Annotated in this window: 29 protein-coding genes and 1 riboswitch; of the genes, 15 read left to right on the forward strand and 14 right to left on the reverse strand. The window is 73.1% G+C overall.

The features are described from left to right. Positions 1 to 136 precede the first annotated feature (136 nt). Positions 137 to 832 (forward strand): CE1759 family FMN reductase, encoded by a 696-nt coding sequence (locus LO762_RS17315; RefSeq protein WP_230616374.1) that lies wholly within the window; start codon positions 137 to 139, stop codon positions 830 to 832. Positions 833 to 1,180: 348 nt separating this feature from the next. Here LO762_RS17315 and LO762_RS17320 read toward each other — a convergent pair whose 3' ends face one another. Further along, on the reverse strand, positions 1,181 to 1,621 hold the full coding sequence (locus tag LO762_RS17320; RefSeq protein ID WP_230616375.1) for an SAV_6107 family HEPN domain-containing protein: 441 nt from the start codon (positions 1,619 to 1,621) through the stop codon (positions 1,181 to 1,183). A gap of 442 nt (positions 1,622 to 2,063) precedes the next feature. On the opposite strand from LO762_RS17320, the gene LO762_RS17325 reads away from it, so the two are divergent. The 5 genes from LO762_RS17325 to LO762_RS17345 all read left to right on the forward strand — a co-directional run bounded on the left by LO762_RS17325 (position 2,064) and on the right by LO762_RS17345 (position 5,485). After that, positions 2,064 to 2,528 (forward strand): YbaK/EbsC family protein, encoded by a 465-nt coding sequence (locus LO762_RS17325; RefSeq protein WP_230616376.1) that lies wholly within the window; start codon positions 2,064 to 2,066, stop codon positions 2,526 to 2,528. A 57-nt stretch (positions 2,529 to 2,585) separates the two neighbouring features. Further along, positions 2,586 to 2,936 carry an arsenate reductase family protein gene (locus tag LO762_RS17330; RefSeq protein WP_230616377.1) on the forward strand — a complete coding sequence of 117 codons (351 nt, stop codon included), beginning with the start codon at positions 2,586 to 2,588 and terminating at the stop codon, positions 2,934 to 2,936. A gap of 91 nt (positions 2,937 to 3,027) precedes the next feature. Beyond that, positions 3,028 to 4,494 (forward strand): hypothetical protein, encoded by a 1,467-nt coding sequence (locus tag LO762_RS17335; RefSeq protein ID WP_230616378.1) that lies wholly within the window; start codon positions 3,028 to 3,030, stop codon positions 4,492 to 4,494. 26 nt (positions 4,495 to 4,520) lie between these two features. Continuing rightward, a complete protein-coding gene (locus tag LO762_RS17340) occupies positions 4,521 to 4,850 on the forward strand; it encodes a hypothetical protein (RefSeq protein WP_230616718.1) in 330 nt (109 codons plus the stop codon). A 44-nt stretch (positions 4,851 to 4,894) separates the two neighbouring features. Continuing rightward, complete coding sequence (locus tag LO762_RS17345; RefSeq protein ID WP_230616379.1) at positions 4,895 to 5,485, forward strand: GNAT family N-acetyltransferase; 591 nt, start codon at positions 4,895 to 4,897, stop codon at positions 5,483 to 5,485. Between the two features lie 85 nt (positions 5,486 to 5,570). Here the strand turns inward: LO762_RS17345 and metF are convergent, their stop codons facing one another. Beyond that, entirely contained in the window at positions 5,571 to 6,470 is a 900-nt protein-coding gene (gene metF, locus LO762_RS17350; protein ID WP_230616380.1) for a methylenetetrahydrofolate reductase [NAD(P)H], read from the reverse strand. A 109-nt stretch (positions 6,471 to 6,579) separates the two neighbouring features. Between metF and LO762_RS17355 the strand changes: the two genes are divergently transcribed. Both LO762_RS17355 and LO762_RS17360 read left to right on the forward strand, forming a co-directional pair. After that, positions 6,580 to 7,632 (forward strand): polyprenyl synthetase family protein, encoded by a 1,053-nt coding sequence (locus LO762_RS17355; protein ID WP_230616381.1) that lies wholly within the window; start codon positions 6,580 to 6,582, stop codon positions 7,630 to 7,632. A gap of 182 nt (positions 7,633 to 7,814) precedes the next feature. After that, complete coding sequence (locus tag LO762_RS17360) at positions 7,815 to 9,005, forward strand: lipid-transfer protein (protein ID WP_230616382.1); 1,191 nt, start codon at positions 7,815 to 7,817, stop codon at positions 9,003 to 9,005. Positions 9,006 to 9,046: 41 nt separating this feature from the next. On the opposite strand, the gene LO762_RS17365 is transcribed toward LO762_RS17360, so the two are convergent. The 5 genes from LO762_RS17365 to LO762_RS17385 all read right to left on the reverse strand — a co-directional run bounded on the left by LO762_RS17365 (position 9,047) and on the right by LO762_RS17385 (position 12,491). Next, positions 9,047 to 9,970, reverse strand: coding sequence for a serine/threonine-protein kinase (locus LO762_RS17365; protein ID WP_230616383.1), 924 nt, complete (start codon positions 9,968 to 9,970; stop codon positions 9,047 to 9,049). An 84-nt stretch (positions 9,971 to 10,054) separates the two neighbouring features. Further along, a complete protein-coding gene (locus LO762_RS17370) occupies positions 10,055 to 10,213 on the reverse strand; it encodes a hypothetical protein (RefSeq protein WP_230616384.1) in 159 nt (52 codons plus the stop codon). A 24-nt stretch (positions 10,214 to 10,237) separates the two neighbouring features. Next, positions 10,238 to 10,873: a thiamine phosphate synthase gene (gene thiE / locus LO762_RS17375; RefSeq protein ID WP_230616719.1), complete on the reverse strand. Its 636-nt coding sequence runs from the start codon at positions 10,871 to 10,873 to the stop codon at positions 10,238 to 10,240. 22 nt (positions 10,874 to 10,895) lie between these two features. After that, positions 10,896 to 11,273 carry an Rv2175c family DNA-binding protein gene (locus LO762_RS17380; protein WP_230616385.1) on the reverse strand — a complete coding sequence of 126 codons (378 nt, stop codon included), beginning with the start codon at positions 11,271 to 11,273 and terminating at the stop codon, positions 10,896 to 10,898. Between the two features lie 27 nt (positions 11,274 to 11,300). Further along, positions 11,301 to 12,491, reverse strand: a complete 1,191-nt coding sequence (locus tag LO762_RS17385) for an NAD(P)/FAD-dependent oxidoreductase (protein ID WP_230616386.1) — start codon at positions 12,489 to 12,491, stop codon at positions 11,301 to 11,303. Positions 12,492 to 12,615: 124 nt separating this feature from the next. After that, positions 12,616 to 12,725, forward strand: a riboswitch (TPP riboswitch). Here LO762_RS17385 and thiO point away from each other — a divergent pair. The 5 genes from thiO (at position 12,719) to LO762_RS17410 (ending at position 17,848) form a co-directional block, all read left to right on the forward strand. Then, complete coding sequence (gene thiO / locus LO762_RS17390) at positions 12,719 to 13,819, forward strand: glycine oxidase ThiO (protein ID WP_230616387.1); 1,101 nt, start codon at positions 12,719 to 12,721, stop codon at positions 13,817 to 13,819. It overlaps the preceding riboswitch by 7 nt. Further along, positions 13,816 to 14,031: a sulfur carrier protein ThiS gene (gene thiS, locus LO762_RS17395; protein WP_230616388.1), complete on the forward strand. Its 216-nt coding sequence runs from the start codon at positions 13,816 to 13,818 to the stop codon at positions 14,029 to 14,031. The genes thiO and thiS overlap by 4 nt, the downstream gene beginning before the upstream one ends. A 6-nt stretch (positions 14,032 to 14,037) precedes the next feature. Then, entirely contained in the window at positions 14,038 to 14,829 is a 792-nt protein-coding gene (locus LO762_RS17400; RefSeq protein ID WP_308104072.1) for a thiazole synthase, read from the forward strand. A gap of 77 nt (positions 14,830 to 14,906) precedes the next feature. After that, positions 14,907 to 16,943 carry a Stk1 family PASTA domain-containing Ser/Thr kinase gene (pknB, locus tag LO762_RS17405; protein WP_230616389.1) on the forward strand — a complete coding sequence of 679 codons (2,037 nt, stop codon included), beginning with the start codon at positions 14,907 to 14,909 and terminating at the stop codon, positions 16,941 to 16,943. A 47-nt stretch (positions 16,944 to 16,990) separates the two neighbouring features. Continuing rightward, positions 16,991 to 17,848, forward strand: coding sequence for a deoxyribonuclease IV (locus LO762_RS17410; RefSeq protein ID WP_230616390.1), 858 nt, complete (start codon positions 16,991 to 16,993; stop codon positions 17,846 to 17,848). A gap of 366 nt (positions 17,849 to 18,214) precedes the next feature. Here LO762_RS17410 and LO762_RS17415 read toward each other — a convergent pair whose 3' ends face one another. After that, positions 18,215 to 19,027, reverse strand: coding sequence for a LytTR family DNA-binding domain-containing protein (locus LO762_RS17415; RefSeq protein WP_230616391.1), 813 nt, complete (start codon positions 19,025 to 19,027; stop codon positions 18,215 to 18,217). Positions 19,028 to 19,082: 55 nt separating this feature from the next. Beyond that, complete coding sequence (locus LO762_RS17420) at positions 19,083 to 19,667, reverse strand: molybdopterin-dependent oxidoreductase (protein WP_230616392.1); 585 nt, start codon at positions 19,665 to 19,667, stop codon at positions 19,083 to 19,085. Positions 19,668 to 19,921: 254 nt separating this feature from the next. On the opposite strand from LO762_RS17420, the gene aroF reads away from it, so the two are divergent. Continuing rightward, positions 19,922 to 20,944 (forward strand): 3-deoxy-7-phosphoheptulonate synthase, encoded by a 1,023-nt coding sequence (aroF, locus tag LO762_RS17425; protein ID WP_230616393.1) that lies wholly within the window; start codon positions 19,922 to 19,924, stop codon positions 20,942 to 20,944. Between the two features lie 143 nt (positions 20,945 to 21,087). After that, entirely contained in the window at positions 21,088 to 22,047 is a 960-nt protein-coding gene (locus LO762_RS17430) for a DUF5954 family protein (protein WP_230616394.1), read from the forward strand. 41 nt (positions 22,048 to 22,088) lie between these two features. On the opposite strand, the gene thiI is transcribed toward LO762_RS17430, so the two are convergent. The 5 genes from thiI to LO762_RS17455 all read right to left on the reverse strand — a co-directional run bounded on the left by thiI (position 22,089) and on the right by LO762_RS17455 (position 26,688). Next, positions 22,089 to 23,300, reverse strand: coding sequence for a tRNA uracil 4-sulfurtransferase ThiI (thiI, locus tag LO762_RS17435; RefSeq protein WP_230616395.1), 1,212 nt, complete (start codon positions 23,298 to 23,300; stop codon positions 22,089 to 22,091). A 143-nt stretch (positions 23,301 to 23,443) separates the two neighbouring features. Further along, entirely contained in the window at positions 23,444 to 24,469 is a 1,026-nt protein-coding gene (locus tag LO762_RS17440; RefSeq protein ID WP_230616396.1) for a 6-phosphofructokinase, read from the reverse strand. Positions 24,470 to 24,519: 50 nt separating this feature from the next. Beyond that, positions 24,520 to 24,945, reverse strand: coding sequence for a hypothetical protein (locus LO762_RS17445; RefSeq protein ID WP_230616397.1), 426 nt, complete (start codon positions 24,943 to 24,945; stop codon positions 24,520 to 24,522). Next, positions 24,935 to 25,861 (reverse strand): DUF692 domain-containing protein, encoded by a 927-nt coding sequence (locus LO762_RS17450; RefSeq protein ID WP_230616398.1) that lies wholly within the window; start codon positions 25,859 to 25,861, stop codon positions 24,935 to 24,937. The genes LO762_RS17445 and LO762_RS17450 overlap by 11 nt, the downstream gene beginning before the upstream one ends. Continuing rightward, a complete protein-coding gene (locus tag LO762_RS17455; protein WP_230616399.1) occupies positions 25,774 to 26,688 on the reverse strand; it encodes a TIGR04222 domain-containing membrane protein in 915 nt (304 codons plus the stop codon). The genes LO762_RS17450 and LO762_RS17455 overlap by 88 nt, the downstream gene beginning before the upstream one ends. Positions 26,689 to 26,721 lie beyond the last annotated feature (33 nt).

Below are 26,721 nucleotides of genomic sequence, written 5' to 3' on the forward strand. Positions count from 1 at the left end.
GCGCCCAGCAGCGGCTCGCCGACGCGCCCGCCGGGCAGGAGCTCGCCGGGTCCGCCGGGTCCTCCTCGTCCGACGACGCGCCGTCCGCCGCGTCCGACGAGTAGCGCCCGACCCGTCCTCGAAGGGAACCGAACCGATGAGTGAAGCCGCCCGCCCGCTCAGCCTCGTGGTCATCTCCGCGGGGCTGAGCGTGCCGTCCTCGACCCGGATGCTCGCCGACCGGCTGGCCGCCGCGACCCGCGACGTGCTGGAGGCGCGGGGCCACCCCGTCGACGTCGCCGTCATCGAGGTGAAGGACTACGCCCACGACGTCGTGGACGCCACCCTCACGCACTTCGCGGGGGAACGCCTCCAGTCCGCGATCGACAGGCTGAAGACGGCCGACGGCGTCATCGCCGTCACCCCGACGTTCAACCTGTCCTACGCGGGCCTGTTCAAGTCCTTCATCGACGTGGTCGACCCCGGCGCCTTCACCGGCGTCCCCGTCCTGCTGGCCGCGACCGGAGGCACCGCCCGTCACTCCCTCGCCATCGACTACACCCTCCGCCCCCTCTTCACCTACCTGAAGGCCGACATCGTCCCCCTCTCCGTCTTCGCCGCCGCCGAGGACTTCGGCTCCCCCACCACCTCCCACGACACCACCCCCCTCAACACCCGCACCACCCAAGCCGCCACCATCCTGGCCACCCGCATCCTCCACCCCACCCCCACCCTCGCCACCCCAGCCCCTTCGCCCACCACCGACGCCACCCCGCCCCTCCCCCAAGCCCGCACCCAGGACGACTTCACCGACTTCATCCCCATGACCGACCTCCTCCGCCCCTCCCCCTGACCCCCACCCCACTCGACAACCCGCTCCAGCCGAGACCGTCCGCCTCCCGGACGGTGCTGGGGGCTGGCGGTCTCGTGCCTCGGGGCACGGCTTGCTCGTCGGGCCGACGCCTTCCCGGTTCAGGGTCGGCACGGGCCTCGCGTCCGGAACCGTCGCTGAGCGTCTTCCGGACGGTGTTGGGGTGCGGGTCTCGGGTTTCGCGTCGCGGCGGAGTGTGGCTGCGGGGTCGGAGTGCCTACGGTGTGGGGTGGCTTGGGGTTTGGGTTGTGCTGGGCGGCGGTGGGTGGGTTTTGCTGCGGGGGTGGGTTGGGGTTGGTGGGGAGGTCCCTCCCTCTGGCCGCAGGGGGATCAGCCGGTCAGAGGGAGGGACTGCTGGGTGGGGATGTGCAGGGTGTCCTCGACGAGGGTGATGAAGGTTTCGGTGTGGTGGAGGAGGTCTTCGGCCTCGGCGGGGGTGGTGGCGGCGGGGAGGCCGGCCTCGGCGGCGGCGCGGGTGGGGGCGCCCGCGGCGAAGAAGGCGGCCCACTCGGCGAGCAGGGGCTCGGCCTCGGCGAGCTGCACCCAGGCCGGGCGGGGGCGGCCACGGGCCGGGGCGACGGGGCCGCGCACCCGCAGGACGGCGGCGGCGGCGCGGAGCGCGGCGAGGTGCGCGGTGGCGTAGCGGACGTTCGCATGGGTGGACTCCGCCGCTTCCGCGAGAAGGCGACGGGCGTCACGCAACAGGTGCCTGGCGTGGGTAGGGGCTGCCTTCCGGATCGGCGGACCCGGAGGCATCGGATGCACGGTCATGGCATTGCCTCCTTATCGGCCGGACGGAGCCGTACGGCGCCCTCCGGGACGAACTCCTCGCGCCCTGCGCCGCGGCGCCGACCGGACCGGAGGCTTCCCCTCCTCCAGCCCGGCCGGAGCGAACCGACAGGTTTGCGCTGCCACCGGCTCGCCTTGCCTCGGATGCGGGCCGCGAGTCCCGCACCATGTCGAACACCGGTTCGACATGCCCCCAGTAAACCCGACGCGTCATCGTTCGTCAATACGTTCGATTACCGCGCCTCGCGATCCGAAGATCCCCAGGTCCACCGGGTACTCAGATGAGAACACAGACCACTGACAGAACGCTTCGACGCCTGTGGATAACTCCCGAAGCCCCCGCCCCACGGGGCCTCCCGCGTACCGCGGAAACCGGCGCCCGGCGCACGCCGGAACGTCCGGCGGCCGCGGCTAGGCTTCGGCCATGCATCCGAACACCGTCCACGTCGCGTCCGTCCTCGCCGCCTCCGGCGCCGGGGGCGGCGTCGTCGAGCTCGCCGAGGCGGCGCCGACGGCACAGGCCGCCGCCGACCTGCTCGGCTGCGAGATCGGCGCGATCGCCAACAGCCTCGTCTTCGACGCCGACGGCGCCCCGCTGCTCGTGCTCACGAGCGGCGCCCACCGCGTCGACGTCAAGCGGATCGCCGCGCTCGTCGGCGCCGCGAAGGTCAGCCGCGCGACGCCCGAGTTCGTCCGCGCCGCCACCGGCCAGCCGATCGGCGGCGTGGCCCCGGTCGGCCATCCCGCCCCGATCCGCACCCTCGTCGACGTCTGGCTCGACCGCCACGAGACCGTCTGGGCCGCCGCCGGCCACCCGCACACCGTCTTCCCCACCACCTACGCCGAACTCCTCACCCTCACCAACGGCACACCCACCGAAGTCGCCTGACCCGAACCGACACGGCTCGGCGCGGGGCGAAGGGGAGCGCGGCGTAGAGTCGGGCGCATGGAGATCTGGCACAACCCGCGGTGTTCCAAGAGTCGGACGGCGCTCGCGGCGTTGCGGGAGAGCGGGGCGGAGTTCCAGGAGCGGCGGTACCTGGAGGACGCGCCCACCGTCGCGGAGCTTGCGGACGTGTTGAAGCGGCTCGGCCTGGAGCCGTGGGACATCACCCGCCTGGGCGAGCCCGTCGCCAAGGAGCTCGGCCTGCGCGCGGCGGAGCGCGACAGGGCCCGCTGGCTGGAGATTCTCGCCGAGCACCCGGCGCTCATCCAACGGCCGATCGTCATCACCGACGACGGACGCGCCTACGTCGCCCGCGACGAGGCTTCGCTCGACGCGGCGCTGGACCGCTGACGCCCTCCACAAGACGGGTTTTCCCGGCAGACGGGGCGGGGGTTCCTGTGGTACACAGGTCACGGAAGGTGTCCTGGGGCAGGGAGCGCCGATGAGCATGCGGGCAGGTCCGGCAAGTCGGGATCCGAATTTCCGCGGAATCGACGTCCCGGCACTCTCCCAGCTGATCCGCCAGCTGGAACGTGCCGCCGACGACATCAACGCCTGGCTCACCGCCAACCCCCCGCCCCTGGGCGTCGCCGCCGACGCCTACCGCGACGCCCGCGCCGTCCAGCAGTGGGTCGCCGACCAGCTCGGCATGCTGACCCGCCGCCGCAACACGGCGCAGTCCCAGTGGGACAATCCCGACATCGCCGTCGAAACGCCCAACGCGCCTGACCCGGACATCCCCACCGTCACGCCGACGGCGCCCGGCGACGGCCCCCAGGACGTCACCCCGCCGCCCACGGCCCCGGACCTCGCCGCCGGCGACCCCGACACCGGCGGCACCCCCACCGACGTGGGCGGCGGCACCGCCGCGCCCGGCTCCGGCACGGGCACCACCGACGACGCCCCCGCCACCCCCACCGGCGGCGACACCCCGACGACCGACGGCGACCAGCCCCCGCAGACCCACGGCTCAGGCGGCTCCCCCACCTCACCCGCCCAGAACCCGTCCGCGCCGCCGGAGCAGCCCGCCGAGCCCCCGGCGCCCGCCCCCGGCGACCACGGCTCCGGCGACCACGGCTCCGGCCACAACGGCGAGCAGCCCCCGGCCAGCCACAACGGCGGCCCCGGAGGCCACTCCGGCACCCCCGGCGAGCACCAGCCGGGCCACGACGGCAGCGCCCACGACCCGTCCCACCACAGCGGCTCCGGCGACCAGCACCACAACGGCCAGGACCCGCACGCGCACGACCCGTCGCACAGCGGCGCGGACCACGGCGACCACCCGCACGACAGCGGCACCCAGGACCCCGGAGCACACGACGGCAGTACGGGCGACCACCCGCACGACGGCAGCGCACAGGACCCCGCCGCGCAGGACGGCGGCACGCAGGAGCCCGGAGCGCACGACAGCGGGACCGGCGGCCAGCAGGAGCCCGGGGCACAGCCGCAGGACGGTGCGGGAGCGCCCGACCCGGCCGACGGCGCCGGGCCGGGCGGTGGTGCCGCTGACGCGCCCGGCGGGGTCGCGGGTGGGGTGACGGACGCCTACGCGACGATCGAGGCGCTGGAAAGCGGCGACGTCGCGGCGCAGACGTGGGAGCGGCTTGAGGCGAACGCCGACGACGGCGACTACACGGCCGCGTTCTACGAGCGGCTCGGCAGCGAGGGGACGGCCCAGCTCATCGACGCCGCGGGCGGCGACCAGGCCAAGCTCGACGCCATCGCCGAGTCGCTGAGCACCGCCGACGCGCAACTGGACTTCGACGCCGCGTGGGTCGCCGACGTCAGGGCCGAGGCGGTCGCGCTCGGCGCGGGCGACGACGCGGCGCGGGTGCTCGGCGCCACCCCGATGGGGTCGGCCAGCGGTACCAGACTCACCACGGCGGGCGCGGGCGCGCAGGCCGACTGACGCGAGAGAGGTGATGAGCTGTGGGGATGCCTCCGGCGGCGCCACCGCCGCCGAGCAGCGTGCCGCCGCCGTACACGGCGGGCCAGACGCCTCCGGGTGACGTGCCGAACCCCGCCTACCGCGAGCTGTACCAGCGGTACGCGGCCGCCTACGGGAGCGCCGACACGCTGCGGGAGTGCCTGAACGCCCCGCACCGGACGTTCCTGGGCACCGACGCCTGGCTGGGGCCCGAGGCGCGCACCTGGGGCGAGGACCTCACGTCGAGCAGGCGGCGGCTCCAGACGGCGGCAGACACGATCCTGTGGGCGATCTACGAGCGGGTCACCGCGACGCCGAGGAGTCTTACCACTAGTTGAGGGATCGGCTTGCTCGGAGGGGAGGGGGTCGTAGGGTCGGGGGGATGAGGGAGCCAGTGTTGCGGGAGATCGACGGCAGGGCGTTTCAGCGGGGGTTGAACGGGCTGCTCGGGGTTTATGTGGCGGCGATGAGTCCGCCGGAGGCGCAGTTGCCGGGGCGGTTGGCGATCATGCACCGGCACGCGTCGTATCCGGGGTTCCGGGCGTTCGTGTACGAGCGGCGGCGGGCGTTCGGGGCGACGCCCGTGGGGTTCATCTATGGGTTCCACGGCGCGGTCGGGCAGTGGTGGCACGACGTGGTGAACCGGGAGCTGAGCACGCGGGCGGGCTACGAGCACGCGCGGAGTTGGCTGGGCGACGCCTACGAGGTCGCGGAACTGCACGTCCACCCGGACTACCAGGGGCGCGGGCTGGGGCGCACCCTCCTGACGACGCTGTGCGCGGAGCGCGGGGAGCGCACCGTGGTGCTGTCGACGTTGGAGCGGCACCCGGAGACACCCGCCAAGCAGCTGTACCGGTCGGTCGGCTTCCACGACCTGCTGAGCGCGTTCGAGTTCCCCGGAGGCGGGCCGCCCTACGCCGTCATGGGGGCCCGGCTCCCCTTGGCCCGCGTCAACGAGCCCGCCTCCCGCTGACGGGCTCGCGGGCCGTGTTCGGTCGGGCCCGAGAGCGGACGCCTGGCAACTCCCGACTTCGTCGGGAGCGCCCGCCCTCGGGCCGTCAGACGGCGGCGGCGCGGGTGGCGCCGAGGAGGCCGAAGACCTCTCGGGTGGCCGTCGAGCGGTTCATGGTGACGAAGTGGATGCCGGGGGCGCCCTCGTCCAGGAGCTCCTGGCAGAGTTCGGCGCAGTGTTCGATGCCGAGGGCGCGGACGGCCTCGGGGTCGGCGCCGACGGCGTGGAAGCGCTCGGCGAGATCGGCCGGGAAGGGCGCGCCGGACAGCTTCTCAGACCGCTCGATCGTGCTCAGCTGGGTGACGGGCATGATGCCGGGCAGGATCGGGATGTCGCAGCCCTGCGCGGCGACCCTGTCGCGGAGCCGGAAGTAGTCCTCGGCACGGAAGAACATCTGGGTGATCGCGTAGTCGGCGCCGACGCGGCACTTCTCGACGAAGCGGCGGGTGTCGGTCTCGACGTCGGGCGAGCGGGGGTGCTTGTAGGGGAAGGCGGCGACGCCGACGCAGAAGTCGCCGCAGGAGCGGATCAGCTCGACGAGTTCGCCCGCGTACTCAACGCCCTGGGGGTGCCGCACCCAGGCGCCCGTGGGGTCGCCGGGGGGGTCGCCGCGCAGCGCCAGGATGTTCTTGACCCCGACGGACGCGAACCGTCCCACGAGCTGCCTCAGCTCCGCGAGGGAGTGGTTGACGGCGGTGAAGTGGGCGACGGGCGTCAGCGTGGTGTCGGTGACGACCCGCTCGACGATGTCGACGGTGGTGTCGCGGGTGGAGCCGCCGGCCCCGTAGGTGACGGACACGAACGTCGGGTGCAGCGCCTCGACCTCGCGGATGGCCCGCCACAGGTTGGCGACGCCCTGCTCGGTTCTCGGGGGCAGGAACTCGAAGGAGAAGGACCTCTCTCCGGTGGCCAGGAGCTCGCGGATGGTGGGGCGCGCAGACGTCATGGCAGCAGGGTACCGATCCGCATGCTGAGACGGAGGCGGGCGAGAACAGAGATACACCAGATACCACAAATGCCCATAAATCCCACCACTCACCATTAGGCTGACGTCCATGACGTCCAGCCGTGTCCGCAAAGAGGTCGACGAGGCGCTCTACGCGTTCGTCGATCGTCAGCGCCCCGTCCTCCTGGCGATCACCCAGGACCTGGAGCCGATGCTCTCTGCTCTGGACTCGCTCCTGTCGGGCGGCAAGCGGCTGCGTCCGGCCTTCTGCTACTGGGGATGGCGCGGCGCGGGCGGCACGGACGGCCCCGAGGTCTTCACGGCCGCGGCGTCCCTCGAACTGCTCCAGGCGAGCGCGCTGATCCACGACGACGTCATGGACGGCAGCGACACCCGGCGCGGCCAGCCTTCGGTGCACCGGAGGTTCGAGGCGATGCACGCCAGGGAGGGCTGGCCGGGCTCGGCCGAGTCCTTCGGGACGGGCGCCGCGATCCTGCTGGGGGACGTCACCCTCGCCTGGTCCACGGAGATGTACGAGCGCTCCGGGCTGCCCGAGAAGGCGCTCGCCCCGGGCCGTCCGCTCTACGACATCATGCGGACCGAGGTGATGTGCGGCCAGTACCTGGACATGCTGGAGCAGGCCCGTGGCACGGGCGACGTGGAGAGCGCCCTCAGGGTCGTCCGCTACAAGAGCGCCAAGTACACGATCGAGCGCCCCCTCCACCTGGGCGCCGCCATGGCGGGTGCGGACGCCGCCCACCTGGACGCCCTGTCCGCTTACGGCCTGCCTCTGGGCGCCGCCTTCCAGCTCCGCGACGACGTCCTCGGTGTGTTCGGCGACCCGACCGAGACGGGCAAGCCCGCCGGAGACGACCTGCGCGAGGGCAAGCGGACGGTCCTCATCGCCCTCGCGATGGAGCGGGGCACCCCTGCCCAGCGCGCGACCCTCAACCGCCGCCTGGGCGACCCTGAGCTCGATCTGGACGGCGTCCAGGAGCTGCGCGCGATCCTCACCGACACCGGCGCGCTGGCGGGCTGCGAGCGGATGATCGACGAGTTCGCCGCCGAGGCGCACCGCGCCCTGGGCGAGATCACGCTGACCCCCGAGGCCCGCGCCGCCCTCACCGACCTCGCCGTCGCCGCCACCGCCCGCCGCGTCTGACCCCGGCGCCCCGAGGCCGCACCGCCCGAAACACCCTTTGACGGCCCGTGCAACCCCGCTCCACCAAAGAGCCCCCACACCGGTGTGTGGGGGCTTCTCGCTTCCTCCGGTCAGACCCCGACCAAGTAAGCGCTCGCCGACTTGGCTATGCTCGCCCCAAGCTCACAGCAGGAGGAGGCGGCATGGCCGGTCGGGTTTTCGTCGTCGGGGTCGGGATGACCAAGTTCGAGAAGCCGGGTTCCCGTGACTGGGAGTACCCGGATATGGCCAAGGAGGCCGTCGGGAAGGCCCTGGAAGACGCGGGGATCTCCTACGACACGGTGGAGCAGGCGTACGCGGGCTCCATGTACGGCGCGATGGGGCAGCGCGCCCTGTACGAGACCGGTATGACCGGTATCCCCGTCATGACGGTGGCGAACGCCTGTGCCACCGGCTCCTCCGCGCTCTTCCTCGCCAGGAACGCGATCCGGGGCGGCCTGGCCGACTGCGTCCTCGCGCTCGGCATGGAGAAGATGCAGAAGGGCTCGCTCGGCGCGGGCGTCGGCCAGGCCAAAGTGACGATCGTGGACCACCACCTGAAGGCGATGGTCGAGGGCCGGGGCGGCTGGGAGGCCGCGGCGCCGATGCCGCAGATGTTCGGCAACGCCGGACGTGAGCACATGGAGCGCTATGGCTCCCAGCTCGAGCACTTCGCCTGGATCGGGTGGAAGAACCACAAGCACTCCGTGAACAACCCGTACGCGCAGTTCCAGGACGAGTACACGCTCGACCAGATCAAGGACGCGCCGATGATCTTCGAGCCGCTCACCAAGCTCCAGTGCTCCCCCACGTCCGACGGCGCCGCCGCCGCGATCGTCGTCAGCGAGCGGTTCGTGGACGAGCACGACCTGTGGGGGCAGGCGGTGGAGATCGCAGGCCAGCACATCGCTACCGACACCCCCGACAGCTTCGAGGACAAGTCGTCCATCAACGTCGTCGGCTTCGGCTGCTCCCAGCGGGCGGCCGCCAAGGCGATGGAAGAGGCCCAGGTCTCCATCGACGACGTGGACGTGATCGAGCTGCACGACTGCTTCAGCGCCAACGAGCTCATCACCTACGAGGCCCTAGGAATGGCCCCGATAGGCGAAGCACACAAGCTGATCGACGCCGAAGCCACCACCTACGGCGGCAAGTGGGTGGTCAACCCCTCCGGCGGCCTGATCTCCAAGGGCCACCCCCTGGGCGCCACCGGCATCGCCCAGTGCGCCGAACTCACCTGGCAGCTCCGCGGCAAGGCCGACGCCCGCCAGGTCGACGGCGCCCGCGTCGCCCTCCAGCACAACATCGGCCTGGGCTCCGCCTGCGCCGTCGCCGTCTACAAACTCCCCAGCTGACCCCCGACGGCCCCCACGGCGCGGCCGCCAAGGGCCGCGCCTCAGAGGAGCATGCCGCAGGTGAAGCCGAGGGCGGTGACGATGACCAGGGCGATGATCATGCGGGTGCGGTAGCGCGGGACGGGCTTGGGCGGGGCGGGCGCGGCCGGGCGGGCCTCCGCGCGGAGGAACCTGACGATCTCCGCCGCCGTGGGGCGGGCGTCGGGCTCCTTGTCCAGGCAGCGCGCGACGAGCCCGCGCAGGCCGCCGCGCAGCTCTCCCAGGTCGGGTTCACGGTCGGTGATGCGCCGCATGACGGCGCCCGAAGGCCCGCCGCCGAAGGGCGGCCTGCCGGTGGCGGCGTAGACCATGGTCGCGCCCCAGGAGAAGACGTCGGACTTGGGGCCGACGTGGAGGTCCTCGACCTGCTCCGGCGACATGTAGGCGGGCGTCCCCACGGCGTGCGACGTCGTCGGGGTGCGGCCGTCCAGCAGCCGCGCCACGCCGAAGTCGATGACCTTGGCGCCGCGCCGCCCGAGCACCACGTTGCCGGGCTTGAAGTCCCGGTGCACGACCTGCGCCCGGTGGATCGCGGCGAGCCCCACCGCGGTGCGCAGGGCGATCTTGTGCAGTTCGGGGCCCTTGAGCGGCCCGGAGGCGGCGACCTCGTCCTGGAGCGTCGGCCCCGGCACGTACTCGCTGACGATGTAGGGCCGCTCCGCCGTCACCTTGGCGTCGAGCACCTTGGCGACCTGCGGGGCCTCGACCCGGCTCGCCGCGCCCGCCTCCTTGATGAACCTTCCGCGCGCCTTGGCCGACGCCGCCGGGCCGCCCCTGAGCACCTTGACGGCGACGGGCTGCCCCTCACGGTCGCGGCCCAGGTAGACGACGCCCTGCCCGCCCTCGCCGAGCCGGTTCAGCACGGTGTAGGGCCCGATCCTGCGCGGGTCCTCGGGGCGGAGCGGGGTGTCGGGCTGGCTCGGCACGGGGGCGACCTTCACGGGGGAGGGAGGGGGCCGGGATGCCGAGTTATACCAGCCGCCCGCGCGCCGCGCGGGCCGTTCCGCCGATCACCAGTGCGGCGGGACGTCCTCGCGCAGCCGCGCGTCGTTGCCCTCGTCGTCGCGCCAGTCGCCCCAGCCCTCGGCCCGCTCGTCCGACGTCACGTCGGGCAGGACGGGCCGGGCGGGCGGCGAGACGCGCTCAGCGCGCTTTTCCGGGGTGCTCATGGGTTCCAGTATCACCCGGCGCGGTCAGGGCCTGAGCCGCGCCGACAGCTCCGCCGCCGCCTTGTGCGGGTCGGCGGCCTCGGTGAGCGCCCGGACGACGACGACCCGGCCCGCGCCGAGCGCCAGCACCTCGTCCAGGTTGTCCGCGTTGATCCCGCCGATGGCGAACCACGGCCGGGTGGCGGTCGCGGCGGCGGCCCGGACGGGCGCGAACCCGGCGGCGGGCCGTCCCGGCTTGGTCGCCGTCTCCCAGACGGGCCCGACCGCGAAGTAGTCGACGCCCTCCTCGACGTCGGCGGCCTCCCCCTCGGCGATCGCGTGCGTGGACCGTCCGACGATCATGTCGGGCCCGACGAGGCGCCGTGCGACGGGCACGGGCAGGTCGTCCTGCCCGAGGTGGAGGATGTCGGCCCCGGCCGCGTAGGCGATGTCTGCCCTGTCGTTCACCGCGAGCAGCGCGCCGTGTCTTGCGCACGCCTCCTTGACCACCTCAAGGGCGGCGAGCTCCTGGCGTGCCTCAAGGCCCTTCTCGCGGAGCTGCACGATGTCCACGCCGCCGGAGAGCACCGCGTCGAGGAACGCGGGCAGGTCGCCCTGCCGGGCCCTGGTGTCGACGCACAGGTAGAGCCGGGCGGTGGCCAGCCGCTCGCGCGCGGCCACCGCCTTTACGCTCGAACCCACCTCAGAACGCCAGGGCCTGGGCGCGGCGCCGTACCTCGGTGCCGCGGTTCTCCCGCAGCGCCTGTACCGGGCTGCCGGGCAGGGTGTCGTCCTCGGTGAACAGCCAGCGCAGGGCCGCCACGTCGTCGTAGCCCGCGTCGGCGAGGAGCGTCAGGGTGCCGGGCAGCCCCTTGATGATCTCGCCGTCCGCGAAGAACGCGGCGGGCACCTGGGGGCCGCCGCCGACGGCGCGGTAGGCCGCGACGAGCTTGCCTTCCTTGACCCACTGCTTCACGCGCCCGGCGGGGAGGCCGAGCATCGAGGCGGCGCCGGTCAGGGTGTGCCATTCCCCCACGAGGGAGTCGAGTTCGGGATCGATGTCAACGTGCGTCTTCGTCACGGTTCCGTGTCTACCATCCCGGCCCGGCTATGAAACCGTCCGGACGGCGTTTCGCACGGCTATCGCGGGATCCGCCAGCTTCGCCGTGTCGACCGGGGTGCCCGCGCCGATGATCCGCCGCGCCTGGACGAGGTCGCGCGGCCTGTCCACGGTCAGGATCGCCTCCAGCCGGTCGCCCGTCACCCAGCAGACGGCCCAGGACCTCTCACCCGGGTCGCCCCGGAAGAAGCGCCGCTCCGCGCCCTCGTGGTGCCCCGCGTACTGGACCATGCGCCCGAACTGCTCGGACCAGAAGTAGGGCGCCTCGTCGTAGACGGCCTCCTCCCCGAGCAGTGACGCGACGGCCACCTCCGGCGCGTTCAGCGCGACGTCCCAGTGCTCGACCCGCATCCGGCGGCCGTAGCGGCCCGACCACCAGGCCGCGCAGTCGCCTACCGCGACGATCCCTGGCCGCGACGTGCGCATCGAGCCGTCCACGACGATCCCGCCGAGCCGCGCGTCCAGCTCCAGGGCGCCGCCGAGCCACTCCAGCGACGGCCGCACCCCGATCCCCACGACGACCGCGTCGGCCGGGAGGAACTCCCCGCCGACGAGAGCCACACCGCCGTCCTCGATCGAGGCGACCTTGACGCCGCACCGCAGCGCGACGCCCGCCTCGGCGTACCACGGGGCGGTGAGCGCGCCCAGCTCGGTCCCGAGCGCGACGGCGACGGGCGTCTCGGCGGCCTCCAGGACCGTCACACGGCACCCGAGCTTGGCCGCGCTGGTGGCGACCTCGGCCCCGATCCACCCGGCCCCCACGACGACGATGTGGGCCCCGCGCACGAGCAGCGGCCGCAACTCCCGCGCGTCCCGCATCGTCCTGACGACGTGCTGGGCGCCGGGCCCCGGCAGCAGGACGGGTTCGGCGCCGGTGGCGATCACCAGGCCGTCGTAGGGCAGGTCGCCCCCTGACGTCTCCAGGACGCGCTCGTCGGGCCGCAGCCCGGTGGCGGCGCTGCCGAACCTGATGTCGCACTCCAGCGCGTCCCAGGCGGCGTCCACGGTGGTGTCCTCGATGTCGCCGGTGAGCACGCCCTTGGACAGCGGGGGCCGGTCGTAGGGCAGCACCTCCTCGGCCGACACGAGGGTCAGCGCGCCCGTGTACTCCCTGGCCCGGAGCGCCTCGACGGCCCGCACCCCGGCCAGCCCGCCGCCCACCACGATCACACGTTCCATCAAGAACCTCCAGCCCACCGGCCCTTACCCACCACGGGTTCCGTCACCCTAACCACGGCCGAGAACGGCGTTCCGCACCGGATGCCTCGATAACCCGGGATGGCTGGTCAGGGCATACCCTGGGGCCGTAAGGCACGGGAGCCCCTCGCGGGGGCTGAGAGGGGAGCGCGCGGCTCCCGACCGTAGGAACCTGATCCGGGTCATGCCGGCGAAGGGAGCGAACTGGCTTGATCGTGATCATCGGGGCCGGGGTGATCGGCCTCGGCATCGCCTGGCGCGCCTCCCAGCGCGGCCTTCCCGTCACCCTCGTGGACCCCGCCCCCGGCTCCGGCGCGAGCCACGTGGCGGCCGGGATGCTCACCCCCGTCGGCGAGCTCCAGTACGGCGAGGAGGACCACCTCAGGCTGGGCATCGACTCCCGCGACCGCTACCCGGCGTTCGCGGCCGAGCTGGCCGAGCTGACGGGCGTCGACGTGGGGCACCGCGCGGAGGGCAACCTGTCGGTCGCCTACGATGGCGACGACCTCGCGTTCCTGCGTGAGCAGCACGAGTTCCAATCGTCGCTCGGCCTGCGCACCGAGCTCCTCACCGGACGCGAGTGCCGCCGCCTGGAGCCGATGCTGGCGCCGTCCGTCCGCGGCGGCATCCTCGCGCCCGACGACGGCAGCGTGGACCCGCGCAAGGTGCTGCGCGCCCTGACGGCCGCCTGCGCCGGCATCCCCGTCGTCCGCCAGCGCGCGCGCGAGATCCTCGTCGAGGACGGCCGGGCGAAGGGCGTCCTACTGGAGGACGGGCAGACCTTGGGCGCCGACCAGGTCGTCCTGGCCGCCGGAAGCTGGTCGGGCGGCCTGTCCGACCTGCCGGTCCGCCCGGTCAAGGGCCAGATCATCCGGCTGCGCTCGCCCTACCCGTTCCTGACGCGCGCGACGAGGGGCCTCGTCCAGGGCTTCTCGATGTACCTCGTGCCCAGGCCCGACGGAGAGCTCGTCATCGGGGCCACCCAGGAGGAGATGGGCTTCGACGGCCGCGTCACGGCGGGCGGCCTGTGGGAGCTGCTGCGCGACGCCAGGGCGCTCTTCCCAGGGGTGACGGAGCTGGAGTTCACCGAGGTGACGGCCTCCTTCCGGCCCGGATCCCCCGACAACGCCCCGATCCTCGGCCCTTCCGCCGTGCGGGGCCTGCTGTACGCGACGGGCCACTACCGCAACGGCGTCCTCCTCGCCCCCCTGACGGCCGACGCGCTCGCCGACGTCCTCGCCGGAGGCGACCTGCCCGAGGTGGCCCGCCCCTTCACCGCCGCCCGCTTCGCCCCCCTGGAGAGCCGATGAGAGTGCTGGTCAACGGAGCCGCCAGGGCGCTGCCCGAGGGCGCCACCGTCGCCGACGTCGTCGCGCAGGTCGTCGCGGCGGAGGCGGCCGACGCGGGCCGGGGCATCGCGGTCGCGGTGAACGACGAGGTGGTGCGGCGCGCGGTGTGGCCCGCGACGCCGGTGCGCGACGGCGACCGGGTGGAGATCCTCACCGCGGTCCAGGGAGGCTGAGCACAGGTGGAAGACGCGCTGGAGATCGCCGGCGAGAAGCTGGGCTCGCGCCTCATCATGGGCACGGGTGGCGCGCCCAGCATGCACGTCCTGGAAGAGGCCCTGCTGGCCTCGGGGACGGAGCTGACGACCGTCGCCATGCGCCGGGTGGATCCGGCCGCCAAGGGGTCGGTGCTGGAGCTGCTCGACAGGCACGGCATCCGGGTGCTGCCGAACACGGCGGGCTGCTTCACGTCCGGGGAGGCGGTCCTGACGGCGCGCCTGGCCCGCGAGGCGCTCGGCACCGACTGGGTGAAGCTGGAGGTGATCGCCGACGAGCACACCCTCCTGCCCGACCCGGTGGAGCTGCTGGACGCTGCCGAGCGCCTCGTCGCCGACGGCTTCAAGGTCCTGCCCTACACCAACGACGACCCCGTCCTGGCGCAGCGGCTGGAGCAGGCGGGCTGCGTGGCGGTGATGCCGCTGGGCGCGCCGATCGGCTCGGGCCTCGGCATCCGCAACCCGCACAACATCGAGCTGATCGTCGAGCGGGCGGGCGTCCCGGTCGTGCTGGACGCGGGCATCGGCACCGCGAGCGACGCGGCGCTGGCGATGGAGCTGGGCTGTGACGCGGTGCTGCTGGCCACCGCCGTCACGCGCGCGCGCAGGCCGGCGCTGATGGCGCGGGCCATGCGGCACGCGGTCGAGGCGGGGCGGGAGGCCCGGCTCGCCGGACGGATCCCGATGCGCCGCCTGGCGCGGGCTTCGTCCCCGTTCGAGGGCCTGGCGACCACCGATAGCGAAGTGGACAATTCATGATCACGGTTCCAGAACGGACGAAAAGGTAGTCCCACAGACCGATGGGTAACGGTCGGATTCGCCCTTAGACTGCCCAGATGGACGCGACAGCTGTGGACCCGCTCGTCGGGCGTGTGCTCGACGAGCGCTACCGCATCGAGTCGAAAGTGGCCAAGGGCGGTATGGCCACGGTCTACGTGGGACGCGACAAGAAGCTCGACAGAGTCGTCGCCCTCAAGGTGATGCACCCGCACCTGGCGCAGGACGAGGAGTTCGTCCGCCGGTTCATGGGCGAGGCCAAGGCCGCCGCCGCGCTGTCGCACCCCAACGTGGTCGCCGTCTACGACCAGGGCACCGACGGCGCCAGCACCTACCTGAGCATGGAGTACCTGCCCGGCAGGACCCTGCGCGACCTCCTGGACGAGCGGGGCCGCCTGCCCGTCCGCGACGCCCTGGGCATCATGGCGCCCATCCTGTCCGCGCTGGGGGCCGCGCACCGGGCCGGGCTGATCCACCGCGACGTCAAGCCCGAGAACGTCCTCCTGACCCGCGACGGCCAGGTCAAGGTGGCCGACTTCGGCCTCGCCCGCGCCGAGACCGACAGCAAGCAGACCAAGACCGGCATGATCATCGGCACCGTCGCCTACATGGCGCCCGAGCAGGTGATCGACGGCCGCGCCGACGCCCGCTCGGACGTGTACGCGGCGGGCGTCCTGCTGTTCGAGCTGCTCACCGGACGCCAACCGCACCAGGGCGACACCCCCCTGGCCGTCGCCTACGCGCACGTGAACGACCCCATCCCGCTGCCGTCCCAGCTCGTCCCGGGCATCCCGCCCCGCATCGACGCGCTCGTCATGGCCGCCACCAGCAAGGACCCCGCGGGCCGCCCCACCGACGCGGGCCACTTCTACGCGCTGCTCGCCGACCCGAACCTGCCGCTGCCCGCGCCCGGCGCGCCGGGCGTCCCCGGCGTCCCGACGCGGCAGACCGGCGAGCACGCGCGCCGCCAGACGGGCGAGCACGCCTCCCCCGAGGGCGCCACGTCCGTCCTGCCCCAGCACCACAGCGGCCCGCGCGACGCCACCTCCGTGCTGCACAACCACACGGCCGTCCTGCCGCCCGGCGACAACCGGACGGCGGTCCTGCGGCCCGGCGAGGAGCCGGGAGGCCGCGAGGACGTCCTCCTGCTCGACCGGATCATGCACTTCGTCACCGGCAGGTTCGTGCTGGTGACGCTCGGCGTCATCGCCTCGATGGTGATCGGCTGGGCCGTCTGGTACCAGGTGTCCGGCAAGTACGACCATGTCCCGCAGATCATCGGCATGTCCCAGGAGGACGCCACCGCCAAGCTCAGCGACGAGGGCATCCGCTACGAGATCGCCGACCAGCGCGAGTTCTCCGACCGGGCGCCCAAGGGCACCGTCGCCAAGGTGACGCCCGGCGAGGGCGCCAAGGTGGATCCGGGCCAGACGGTCGTCCTCGTGCTGTCCAAGGGCCTCACCCCGGTCAAGATCCCCGCCGTGGCGGGCAAGCCCCTGGACGAGGCGCGGGACGCGCTCAAGGCGTTCACGAACATCACCGAGGAGAAGCGGCCGTCGTCCGAGCCGGACGGCATGGCGGCGGGCACCGACCCCAAGGCGGGCCAGACGCACTCCCCCGACGAGCCGCTGACGCTGTTCGTCTCCAGCGGCCTCGCGATGCCCGATCTCGTCGGCAAGGGCAAGGACGACGCCTACGCGCAGCTCGACACGATCAAGAACAAGCTCGGCGGCGACCTCACGGTCAACCAGCAGGAGCAGAACGACCCGAGCAAGCCGGACGGCACCGTCCTGTGGCAGGACCCGCCGAAGGGCACCGTGCTCGGCCCCGGCTCAACGGTCAACCTCGGGATCAACAAGCACGAACGGTGCTTCCTCGGGAACCTCAACCCGTTCTGCGACCAGCCGGACGAGAACGGCAACGTCCTCGTCCCGATCCTCTTCGGCCGGAACATCCACGAGGCCAAGGGCGAACTGGAACGACGCGGCTTCGTCGTCGCCTTCAACCCGCGCCTCAACACCGACCGCGTCATCAGCCTCTCCCCCAACAGCGGCACCCGCCTCCCCCAAGGCTCCACCGTAACGATCACCCACTAGTCGGCGCGTCCTGGACTGTCACATGGGTCCTTTACGCTGGGGCCACCATGAGTGAAACGGTGAGCCCGATCGGGGCGCATGTGCCGGTGGCCGGGGGCCTCGGCACCGGGGGGTTGAAGTACGCGGCGGAGATCGGCGCGGAGGCCGTGCAGGTCTTCGTGAGCAATCCGCGGGGGTGGGCGCAGGCGGTCGGCAAGCCCGCCGAGGACGCCAAGTTGCGCGAGGGCGGACTCCCCGTCTTCGTGCACGCGCCCTACCTGGTGAACTTCGGGTCGCCGTCGGCGGACACGCTGGAGAAGTCCGTCGCCTCGGTGGCGCACGCGCTGGCGCGCGGGGCGCAGATCGGGGCGCGCGGCGTCGTCGTGCACACGGGCTCGGCGGTCAGCCAGTCGCGGGAGGCGGCGCTGGCCCAGGTCCGCGAGCACGTGCTGCCGCTGCTGGAGGCGCTGCCCGAGGACGCGCCCGACCTGCTGCTGGAGCCGATGGCCGGGCAGGGCGCGATGCTGTGCGCCACGGTCGACCAGCTCGGCCCCTACTTCGACGCCCTCGACCGCCATCCGAAGCTCGGTGTCTGCCTGGACACCTGCCACGTGTTCGCCGCGGGCCACGACCTCGCCGCCGACCAGGGCGTCCAGAAGACCCTCGACGAGCTCGTCGCGACCGTCGGGGAGGGCCGCCTCAAGCTGGTCCACGCCAACGACTCCAAGGACGTCTGCGGCTCCAAGAAGGACAGGCACGAGAACATCGGGGCCGGGCACATCGGCGAGGCGCCGTTCGCCGCGCTGTTCCGCCATCCGGCCGTCGCGGGCGTGCCGTTCGTGATCGAGACGCCGGGCCGCTCGGCCGAGCCGCACAAGGCCGACATCGACACCCTCAAGCGCCTGCGCGCCGAACCCGCCTCCTGAGCGGCCCGAAGGGCGGCGCGCCCCGCGCGCGGCCCGGAAATGCGCTCAGGCGCTGAGACGGACAACCCCCCGACTGTCCGCTCAGCGCCTGAGCCATCACCGCCGTCTCCCACCCCCCCGGTACGGGAGCCGGCAGCTGTGGTTCTCACCCCGGAGTCAGACCGGCCCCGGGAGAGAACCTCCAGAATCGTCTTGCTGAAGAGAACACTACGCCGCGTGACCACGCTCCGCAGTGATCTCGCCACCCTGAGCGACCAGCGGTGGGCCGTCAGCGACGGACGGAGCACCTCCCGCCGACAAGCGGTCGATTCCCCGCGACGAGCGGTCCGCACGGGCCCGCCTACGCACCGTGCTCGCCCCGGACCGTCACCCGGCGTCCGTGCCCGAGGCGGGTGAGGCGGGTGAGGCGTGGAAGGTGCGGACGAGCAGGTCGCGGACCTCGCGGGCGTGCCGACGGCTGACGGGCAGCGTGGTCTCCCCGACCCGGACGGCCACCCGGCCCGAGTCGAAGCACAGCTCGGTGATGTGCGCGGCGGCCACCAGGGTGCTCCGGTGGATCCGCACGAACCCCGCGTCAGCCCAGCGGCGCGCCAACGCGGCGAGCGGGATCCGGACAAGGTGGTCGCCGCCCTCGGTGTGCAGGCGGACGTAGTCGCCCTGCGCCTCCACATGGGTGACGGCCGAGCGGCACACGAGGCGGGTCCGGCCGCCCAGCTCCACCGGGATCAGCTCGTCCGGCGGCGGCGCCGCCTCGCTGCGGGCCGCCCGCTGGACCCGTCCGACGGCCTCCGCCAGCCGCCCCTGCCGCAGCGGCTTCAGCAGGTAGTCGAGGGCGCCCAGCTCGAACGCCGTGACGGCGCAGTCGTCGTGCGCCGTCACGAACACGACGGAAGGGGGACGGGCGAAGCCGGACAGCAGCCGGGTGAAGTCCAGCCCGTCCAGGCCCGGCATCCTGACGTCGAGGAAGACCGCGTCCAGCCGCTCCCCCGCCGCCATCATCCGGCCGAGCCCGCGCAGCGCCTCGGCCGGGTCGCCCGCCCCGGTGACCCGCTCGACCCGCGGGTCGGCCCGCAGCAGGTGGACCAGCTCCGCCAGGGCGGGCAGCTCGTCGTCGACGGCGAGGACGCGCAGCGCGGCGGGCTCGGCCGGCGACGGGGTGGTGAAGGACGCTGAGGACATGGCAGGACCCTGCCTCCATCACCTTGCGCGCGCAATCACTTCCGCCAGGTGACTATCAGTCCTCCTGGTAGGAGTACCTCTGCTCCCGCCAGGGGTCGGCCGTGGTGTGGTAGCCGCGCTCCTCCCAGAAGCCGCGCCGGTCGCCCACGAGGTACTCGATGCCGCGCGACCACTTGACGCTCTTCCACGCGTACAGGTGCGGCACCACAGCCCGGACGGGGAAGCCGTGGTCCGGGGTGATCTCCTCGCCGTTGTGGTGGGTGGCGAAGACCATGCCCTCGGCCGTCAGGTCCGACAGCCTGATGTTGGCGCTGTAGCCGTACTCGGCCCACAGCATCACGTGGGTGACGTCGGGGTGCGGCGGGACCATCTCGACGATCGTGCGGCCGCTCACACCCGACCACAGGTTGTCGGGGATGGTGAACTTGGTGACGCAGTGGAAGTCGGCGACGACCTCCGTGCGCGGCAGCTTCTGGAACGCGTCCCAGTCCCAGCGGCCCTCCGCGCCGCCGGTGGTCGGCCCGTAGACGCGGAAGTCCCAGCGTTCGGGGCGGAACCGCGGGACCGGACCGTAGTGCAGCACCGGGAAGCCCCGGGGCACGTACTGCCCCGGCGGCAGGGATTTCTCTGGGGAGGTCATCTTCCGGCCCATCCTGCCACCCGCCGGACACGGCCCGGCCGGGCACCCCGGTGTTCCGGGCACCCGCGATCATGCCTTAGGGTGTGGGGCATGCGTAGCGTTCGCTTTTACTTTTGGTATGACGAGCCCGGATCTCACGGGTCACTCGTCAGCCAGATGCTGCGCTGACGCAAGCTGACTCCGAAGAGCCCCGGGCCGCCACTGGCCCGGGGCTTTTTCGTTTTCCCGAGACACCCTTCGTACGAGGAGATCCCATGGTCGTCGTGATGGCCCCCGAGGCCACCGAGTCCGACATCGACAACATCGTGGCGCTGGTCGGCGCGGCGGGCGGCGAGGCGTTCGTGAGCCGCGGCGTCAACCGGACCATCGTCGGCCTCGTCGGCGACAGCGAGCGGTTCGGCGCGCTGAACCTGCGCGGCCAGCGCGGTGTCGGCGACGTCGTGCGGATCTCCACCCCCTACAAGCTCGTCAGCCGGGAGAACCACCCCGAACGCTCCACGGTCCGCGTCGGCGGCGTCCCGATCGGCCCGGACACGATGACGCTCATCGCGGGCCCGTGCGCGGTCGAGACGCCCGACCAGACCCTCAAGGCGGCGCTCATGGCGAAGCTGCGCGGCGGCGCGTTCAAGCCCCGCACGTCGCCCTACGCGTTCCAGGGGCTCGGCGAGGAGGGCCTGCGGATCCTCGCGGAGGTGCGCGCGGAGACGGGCATGCCGGTCGTCACCGAGGTGGTGGACGCCCGCGACGTCGAGCTGGTCGCGCAGTACGCGGACATGCTCCAGATCGGCACCCGCAACACCCAGAACTTCGCGCTGCTCCAGGCCGTGGGCGACGCGGGCAAGCCGGTGATGATCAAGCGCGGGATGAGCGGCACGATCGAAGAGTGGCTCATGTCAGCCGAGTACGTCGCTCAGCGCGGCAACCTCGACATCGTGCTGTGCGAGCGCGGCATCCGGACCTTCGAGAAGGCGACCCGGAACACCCTGGACATCTCGGCCGTTCCGGTCGCGCAGCGCCTCGCGCACCTGCCGGTGATCGTGGACCCGTCGCACTCCGGCGGCCGCCGCGACCTGGTGCTGCCGCTCACCCGCGCGGCGATCGCGGTGGGCGCCGACGGCGTCATCATCGACGTCCACCCGCACCCGGAGACCGCCCTGTGCGACGGCCCGCAGGCCCTCGTCCACGACGACCTCACCGAGCTCGCCGCCCTGGTGCGCGCCCTGCCGCCCGTCGTCGGCCGCGCCCTCACCCCGGCCGCCGAGCCCGCCGCCGTCTAGCCGACGCAGGGCGGGCGCCCCGCACAGGGTGCCCGCCCGGCGCGCGGCGGTCGGTGCGGCCGGGAGATTCGGGCTGGCGGAATCTCTCGGACATTGTCGGCAAGATGCTGCGAAAGGCCACGCGCTGAGGGGACGATGGGCGCATGGCCTACGAGGACGAGGCGGCCGAGCGAGGGCTGCGCGAGCTGATGGCGGGCGATCCGCTGCGGGCGCTGGCGGCGGCCGACGCGGCGCGCGCCCGCACGGTGTATCCGGTACTCGTGCCCGCCGGGCCGATGTTCGGCGTCGCCGAGCGGGTCGCGTCGGGCTGGCGGGTGCGCAGCATGGGCGAGGCGACGCCGCAGTGCGCCCGCGACGACCTCGCCGGGCAGCTCCGGCAGGAGGCCCAGCGCGCGACCGAACCCGAGCCCTACCTCGCGGCCGCGCGGCTGCTGGACTGGCAGCGCCACGACGAGCTGACGGTCGGCGGCCGGGTCTTCCGCGTGATCAGGGTCGAGCAGCTCCTCAGGATGAACGCGACGGCGCCGGAGGGGCCGCGCCCGACCGACCCGGACCCGAAGTTCCGCAGGTCACGGCCCCGTCCCGCCGAGCTGCTCTCCCCGGACGGCCCGCGCACCCCCGACCGGCTCGCGCTGGCCGCCGAGTTCGCCGACCTCGCCGACCGTCCCGGACTGCTGGAGGGCGACGCGCTCGCCGACGCGCAGCGCGCGCTGGACAGCCATCCGATCCCGGTGCCGATGGCCGCCGCGTTCTCCGTCGCGGAGTTCCTGCACGACGGGTGGCGCTCGGCGACCGCCGCGTGCGCGACCCCGCACCTGGCCCGTGAGGCGCTCGCCGAGTACCTCCAGCAGGTCATCCCGGCGGTCGAGCGGCCCGACCCGGCCACCCGCCGCGCCTACTCCGAGGCGGCGATCCTGCTGACCACGGCCCGCCTCGACGAGATCTCCGTCGCCGGCCGCCGCTTCCGCGTCGTCCGCCTGGAGAAGATCGCCCGCTTCGGCGAAGACGGCCCGGAAACCCCCCGCCCCTCCGACTTCGACCCCGACCCCCCAATCGAGATCATGGCCATGCGCCTCCGCGCCGACGGCATCATCGACGATTAATTGGCCCGGGGGCCGGGTTCATCGGGTGGGCCTGGAAGCCCTTATTCGGCGCCGTAGGCGGGGGTGTGGAGTTGGACGGAGTCGGCGAGTTGTTCGGCGAGTTCCTCGGCGTCCAGGCGCTTCTCGATCTGGCGGAGGTCGGCGATCTTGGCGGCGGTCTCGGGGCGGCGGGGGGCCAGCAGGGTGCAGCAGTCCTCGTCGGGGAGTTCCGAGATCGACAGGGTGCCGATGCGGCGGGCGGCGTCCATGATCTCGGTTTTGTCCATGCCGACGAGGGGGCGGAGGATCGGCAGGTCCACCGCGTCGTCCAGGGCCGTCATGTTGACGAGGGTCTGGCTGGCGACCTGGCCGAGTGAGTCGCCGGTGATGAGGGCGCCGTCGCGGCGGCGCTCGGCGAGCACCTCGGCGGTCTTCAGCATCAGGCGGCGCTGCGCGATGATCGCCAGCCTGTCCTCGCCCGCGGACTTGATCTGCTGCTGCGCCTTGCCGAACGGGACGACGAAGAGCCGCGAGTCGCCCTGGAACTTGTCGAGCTCACGGACCAGCGCGTACGCCTTGTAGATCGACTCCGGGCCGGTGAAGGGCATGCCGGAGAAGTGCAGGTAGTCCACCCGCAGGCCGCGCCGCATCATCCGGTAGGCGGCGACGGGCGAGTCGATGCCGCCGGACATGAGCACGAGGCCGCGCCCACTGGACCCGACGGGCAGGCCGCCCTGGCCCGGCGTGCCGTCGGTGTAGACGAACACCTCGTCCCGGTCCACCTCGATCGAGACCGAAAGATCCGGCTTCTTCAGGTTCACCGGCAGGCCGAACTTGACGTTGATGGCCGAGCCGACGGTGATCCCGATCTCCGAGGAGGTGATCGGGAACCGCTTGTCGCGGCGGCGCGGCCGGACCGCGAAGCTGCCGCCGAGCGCCGCGGCCGGATGCTGGCCGACCATGTCGAGCGCCGCCTGGGTCATCGCCTCGACGGTCTTGTCGACCCGCCAGCAGCGGTGCACGATCACGATGCCCATGACGTCCTCAAGGCGCCGGGCGACCTTCTCGACGTCGGCGACGGCGCCGCCCTTGGCCCGCACGACGATCACACCGGCGCGCTGCCACAGGACCGTCTCGACGCCGGTGGAGGCGAGCGCCTTGCGGATGTTGTTCTGCAGGCGCTGTTCGAACTGGTGCCGGTTCTTGCCCTTGAGGACGATCTCGCCGAGCTTGAGCAGCACGCAGGGCTCTCCGATGACGGACGCCGCGGGCATGTCAGACCTCCAGAGGGGCTTGCGAACACTGCCTTTCAGTGTCGCTCATCCGGAGGAGCACTTCGACCGGTTATCCACAGCCCTTACCTCCGGGTTCGCCGGGCCCGTCCCGCGCTGACCGTTTCACCCGTCGGCTTCACCCGTCAGCCGAACAGGACCTCGACCTCGTCGTAGCGGCCGGGCGGGACGGTCTTGAGCGTCGCGACCGCCTCGCTGAGCGGCGCCCGCACGATCTCGGTGCCGCGCAGCGCGACCATCGTGCCGAACGCCCCGTCCTGGACGGCGTCCACCGCGTGCAGGCCGAACCGCGTCGCGAGCACCCGGTCGAACGCGGTGGGGGCGCCGCCGCGCTGGAGGTGGCCGAGCACCGTCGTGCGGGCCTCGCGCCCGGTGGCGTCCTGGAGCCGCTCGCCCAGCCAGGAGCCGACCCCGCCGAGCCGGACGTGCCCGAACGCGTCGGTGCCGCCCTCCTGGAGGGTCATGTCGCCCTCGACGGGCGCGGCGCCCTCCGAGACGCACAGGACGGCGGCGAGCCCGCGCCGGAACCGCGCCTCCACCCAGCCGACGACCCTGGCGAGGTCGAAGGGCCGCTCCGGGATCAGGATGACGTCGGCGCCGCCCGCGAGGCCCGCGTGCAGGGCGATCCACCCGGCGTGCCTGCCCATCACCTCGCAGACGACGGCCCGGTGGTGGCTCTCGGCCGTCGTCCTGAGCCGGTCGAGCGCGTCGGTGGCGATCGAGACGGCCGTGTCGAACCCGAACGTGTAGTCGGTGGCGGCGAGGTCGTTGTCGATGGTCTTGGGCACCCCGACGACGGGCAGTCCCTGCCCGTGCAGGGCGGCCGCGACGCCCAGGGTGTCCTCCCCGCCCATCACGATGAGCGCGTCCACGCCGAGCGCCGTGAGGTTCTCGATGATCTTGCGTGGGCCGTCCTCCTCGTGCAGGGGGTTGGTCCTGGACGAGCCGAGGATGGTGCCGCCCCGCGCGAGGATCCCCCGGACGGACGAGAGTGGCAGTTCGACGGAGTCCCCCTCCAGCGGCCCGCGCCAGCCGTCCTTGAATCCGGTGAAGGTGTGGCCGTACTCGCGGACGCCCTTGCGCACCGCCGCGCGGATCACCGCGTTCAGGCCGGGGCAGTCGCCCCCGCCGGTGAGCACCCCGATCCGCATGGCGTCCCCCCGTCGTCGCTCGGGGAAGACCTACCCGTCACCCTGGGTGATTACCTTCTCCCCAGGAGCCGGGCCCTGCCGAAGGCGGCCACGACGACCCCGCGCGGGTAGAGGCGGAGCGTCGGAAGCCGCCGGGGCCTGGGCGCGTCGCCGTAGCGCCACAGGGCCTCCCGGACGGCCAGTGCCGCGCGGGCGGGGGCGTCGAGCGAGTCCCGGTGTGCTCGGGCGAAGTCCCACACGTCCTGCCAGGTGCCGCGGGTGGGGTGGTCGGCCGCCCAGGCGACGTAGGCGTCCCGGTGGGCGAGGAGTTCGGGCCACAGCCGTGCGGCGTCGCCGTACCGCTTGCGGGCCAGCGCGCGCGCTGTGGTCCCGACCCTGTGCGCGTCGAAGCCGTCCGGGAGGGGCGCGCCCTCGACGAGCGCGCGCACGAGCGCCTCCTGACGGGCGGCGAGGCCGGACGGCTCCTCACGCGGCACGTCGGGTGATCCGTTCCAGCCGGGCGGCGTCCGCGATCGCGTCGAGTTCGGCCGCCAGGACGTGGCCGGGCGGGTAGCCGCCGTCCCGCTCCAGGAGGTAGCCGAGCCTGCCTTCAGGGGAAAGCCTCTCCTCGGCCTCCCCGACCAGCGCGAGCACCTCCGACGGCACGGGGTCGGTGTGCGTGTCGTGGTAGAGGCCGTCACCCTCCATGCCGCCCGCGACATGGCAGTAGGCGACCCGCTCCAGGGGGAAGGACTCCAGGACCTTCACAGGGTCCTGCCCCCGGTTGCGGGCGTTGGCGTAGACGTTGGCCACGTCGAGGAGGAGCAGCGCGCCCGTCCGGTCGAGGAGTTCGGTGAGGAACTCGCCCTCGGTGTACTCGTCGTCGGGCCAGTCGAACAGCGCGGCGATCGGCTCGACGGCCAGCGGCACGTCGAGTTCCGCCGTCGTCAGCGCGATGTTGCGGGTGAGCGCGGCCAGCGCGGCGCGGCTGCGCGGCACCGGCAGCAGGTGCCCCGCCTCCAACCCTCCGGCCCGCACGAACGCGACGTGCTCGCTGACCAGCGGCGCCGCCACCAGCGCGGCGCCGCGCGCGAGGTGCGCGACCCGCGCCGGGTCCACCTCCTCGGCGCCGCCCAGCGAAAGCTTCACCCCGTGCGGGACGACCCGCACCCCCCGGTCACGCAAGGCGAGCAGCTCAGGGTCCGGGTGGTGCAGCGACTCGGCTATCACCTCGGTGAAGGCGAGCCCCGGCAGCCCGGCGACGAACTCCGCGATCTCGGGCCGCCAGCCGATACCGACGGTCGGCCCCGTCGTCGTCTGGAGCGTCATCCGCCACAGCCTCCGCCGCCGCCGCAGGACGAGCCACTGGAGCAGGAGGAGCCGCTGGAGCAGGACGAGGAGGACGAGCTGCACGAACTCATCGTGGCGGCCGAGCCGCCCGCGCCGCTGTCCCCGGCGAGCCCCCTGTGCAGTTCGGCCTCGGCGGCGAAAGCGGGGTCCATCGCCATGAGCGCGGTGGCGCCGAACATCGCGACGGCAAGGGCGGCGGCCTCATGGCCGTGGGACGCATAAGACGGCGAGGACGCGGGGTGCAGGCCGCGCAGCTGCCCCGCCGAACGTGCGATCGTCCGCGTGGACCCGCGCGTCTTGACGGGCGCGGCGATCAGCAGGACCACCGTGAGCACACCGATGAGGGCGAGGACCGCGACGAGGAACCCGACCGGCCTGTCGTTGGCGAGCCCGGCGACGAGCCGCAGCACGCCGAGCGCGACGACGGCGAGCAGCGGCACCGCGGCGAGCCGCACCTGCCTGCGCTCGTCGGAGCCGAGCAGTTGGCCGCGCGCTATCAGCGCCTCGCGGATCGCGCCGAGCGCACCGGCCACGCCCGAGTTCAGGTGCAGGGTGCGGGTCCGCGCGCCGGACCCGGCCGCGTACAGCACCGCGTAGTCCAGCGGCGTCGCGCCGGGCGGGGGCGCGACGCCCGTCGCCCTGACCCCGCCGCCCTTCTCCGCGCCGACGGCGCCCGCGAGCCGCAGCCGCGCGAGGCTCGCCGCGACGGCCTGACGCGGCCCGCCCACCAGGAAGGCGAGCTCCTCGGCGGGCAGCCCCTCGGGGTTCTCCCGCCCCTTGCTGAGCCAGCGCCGCAGTCCGAGCACGACGACCAGGACCACGGCCGCGAGGATCCCGTAGTACAGCAGGAAGTCCCCGCCGGAGATCCCCCAGGTCGGCTCACCGTTCACCGCGCCACCTCCTCACCGGGCCCGCGGCCCACA

This window comes from Actinocorallia sp. API 0066 (assembly GCF_020991275.1).
Taxonomy (GTDB): domain Bacteria; phylum Actinomycetota; class Actinomycetes; order Streptosporangiales; family Streptosporangiaceae; genus Actinocorallia.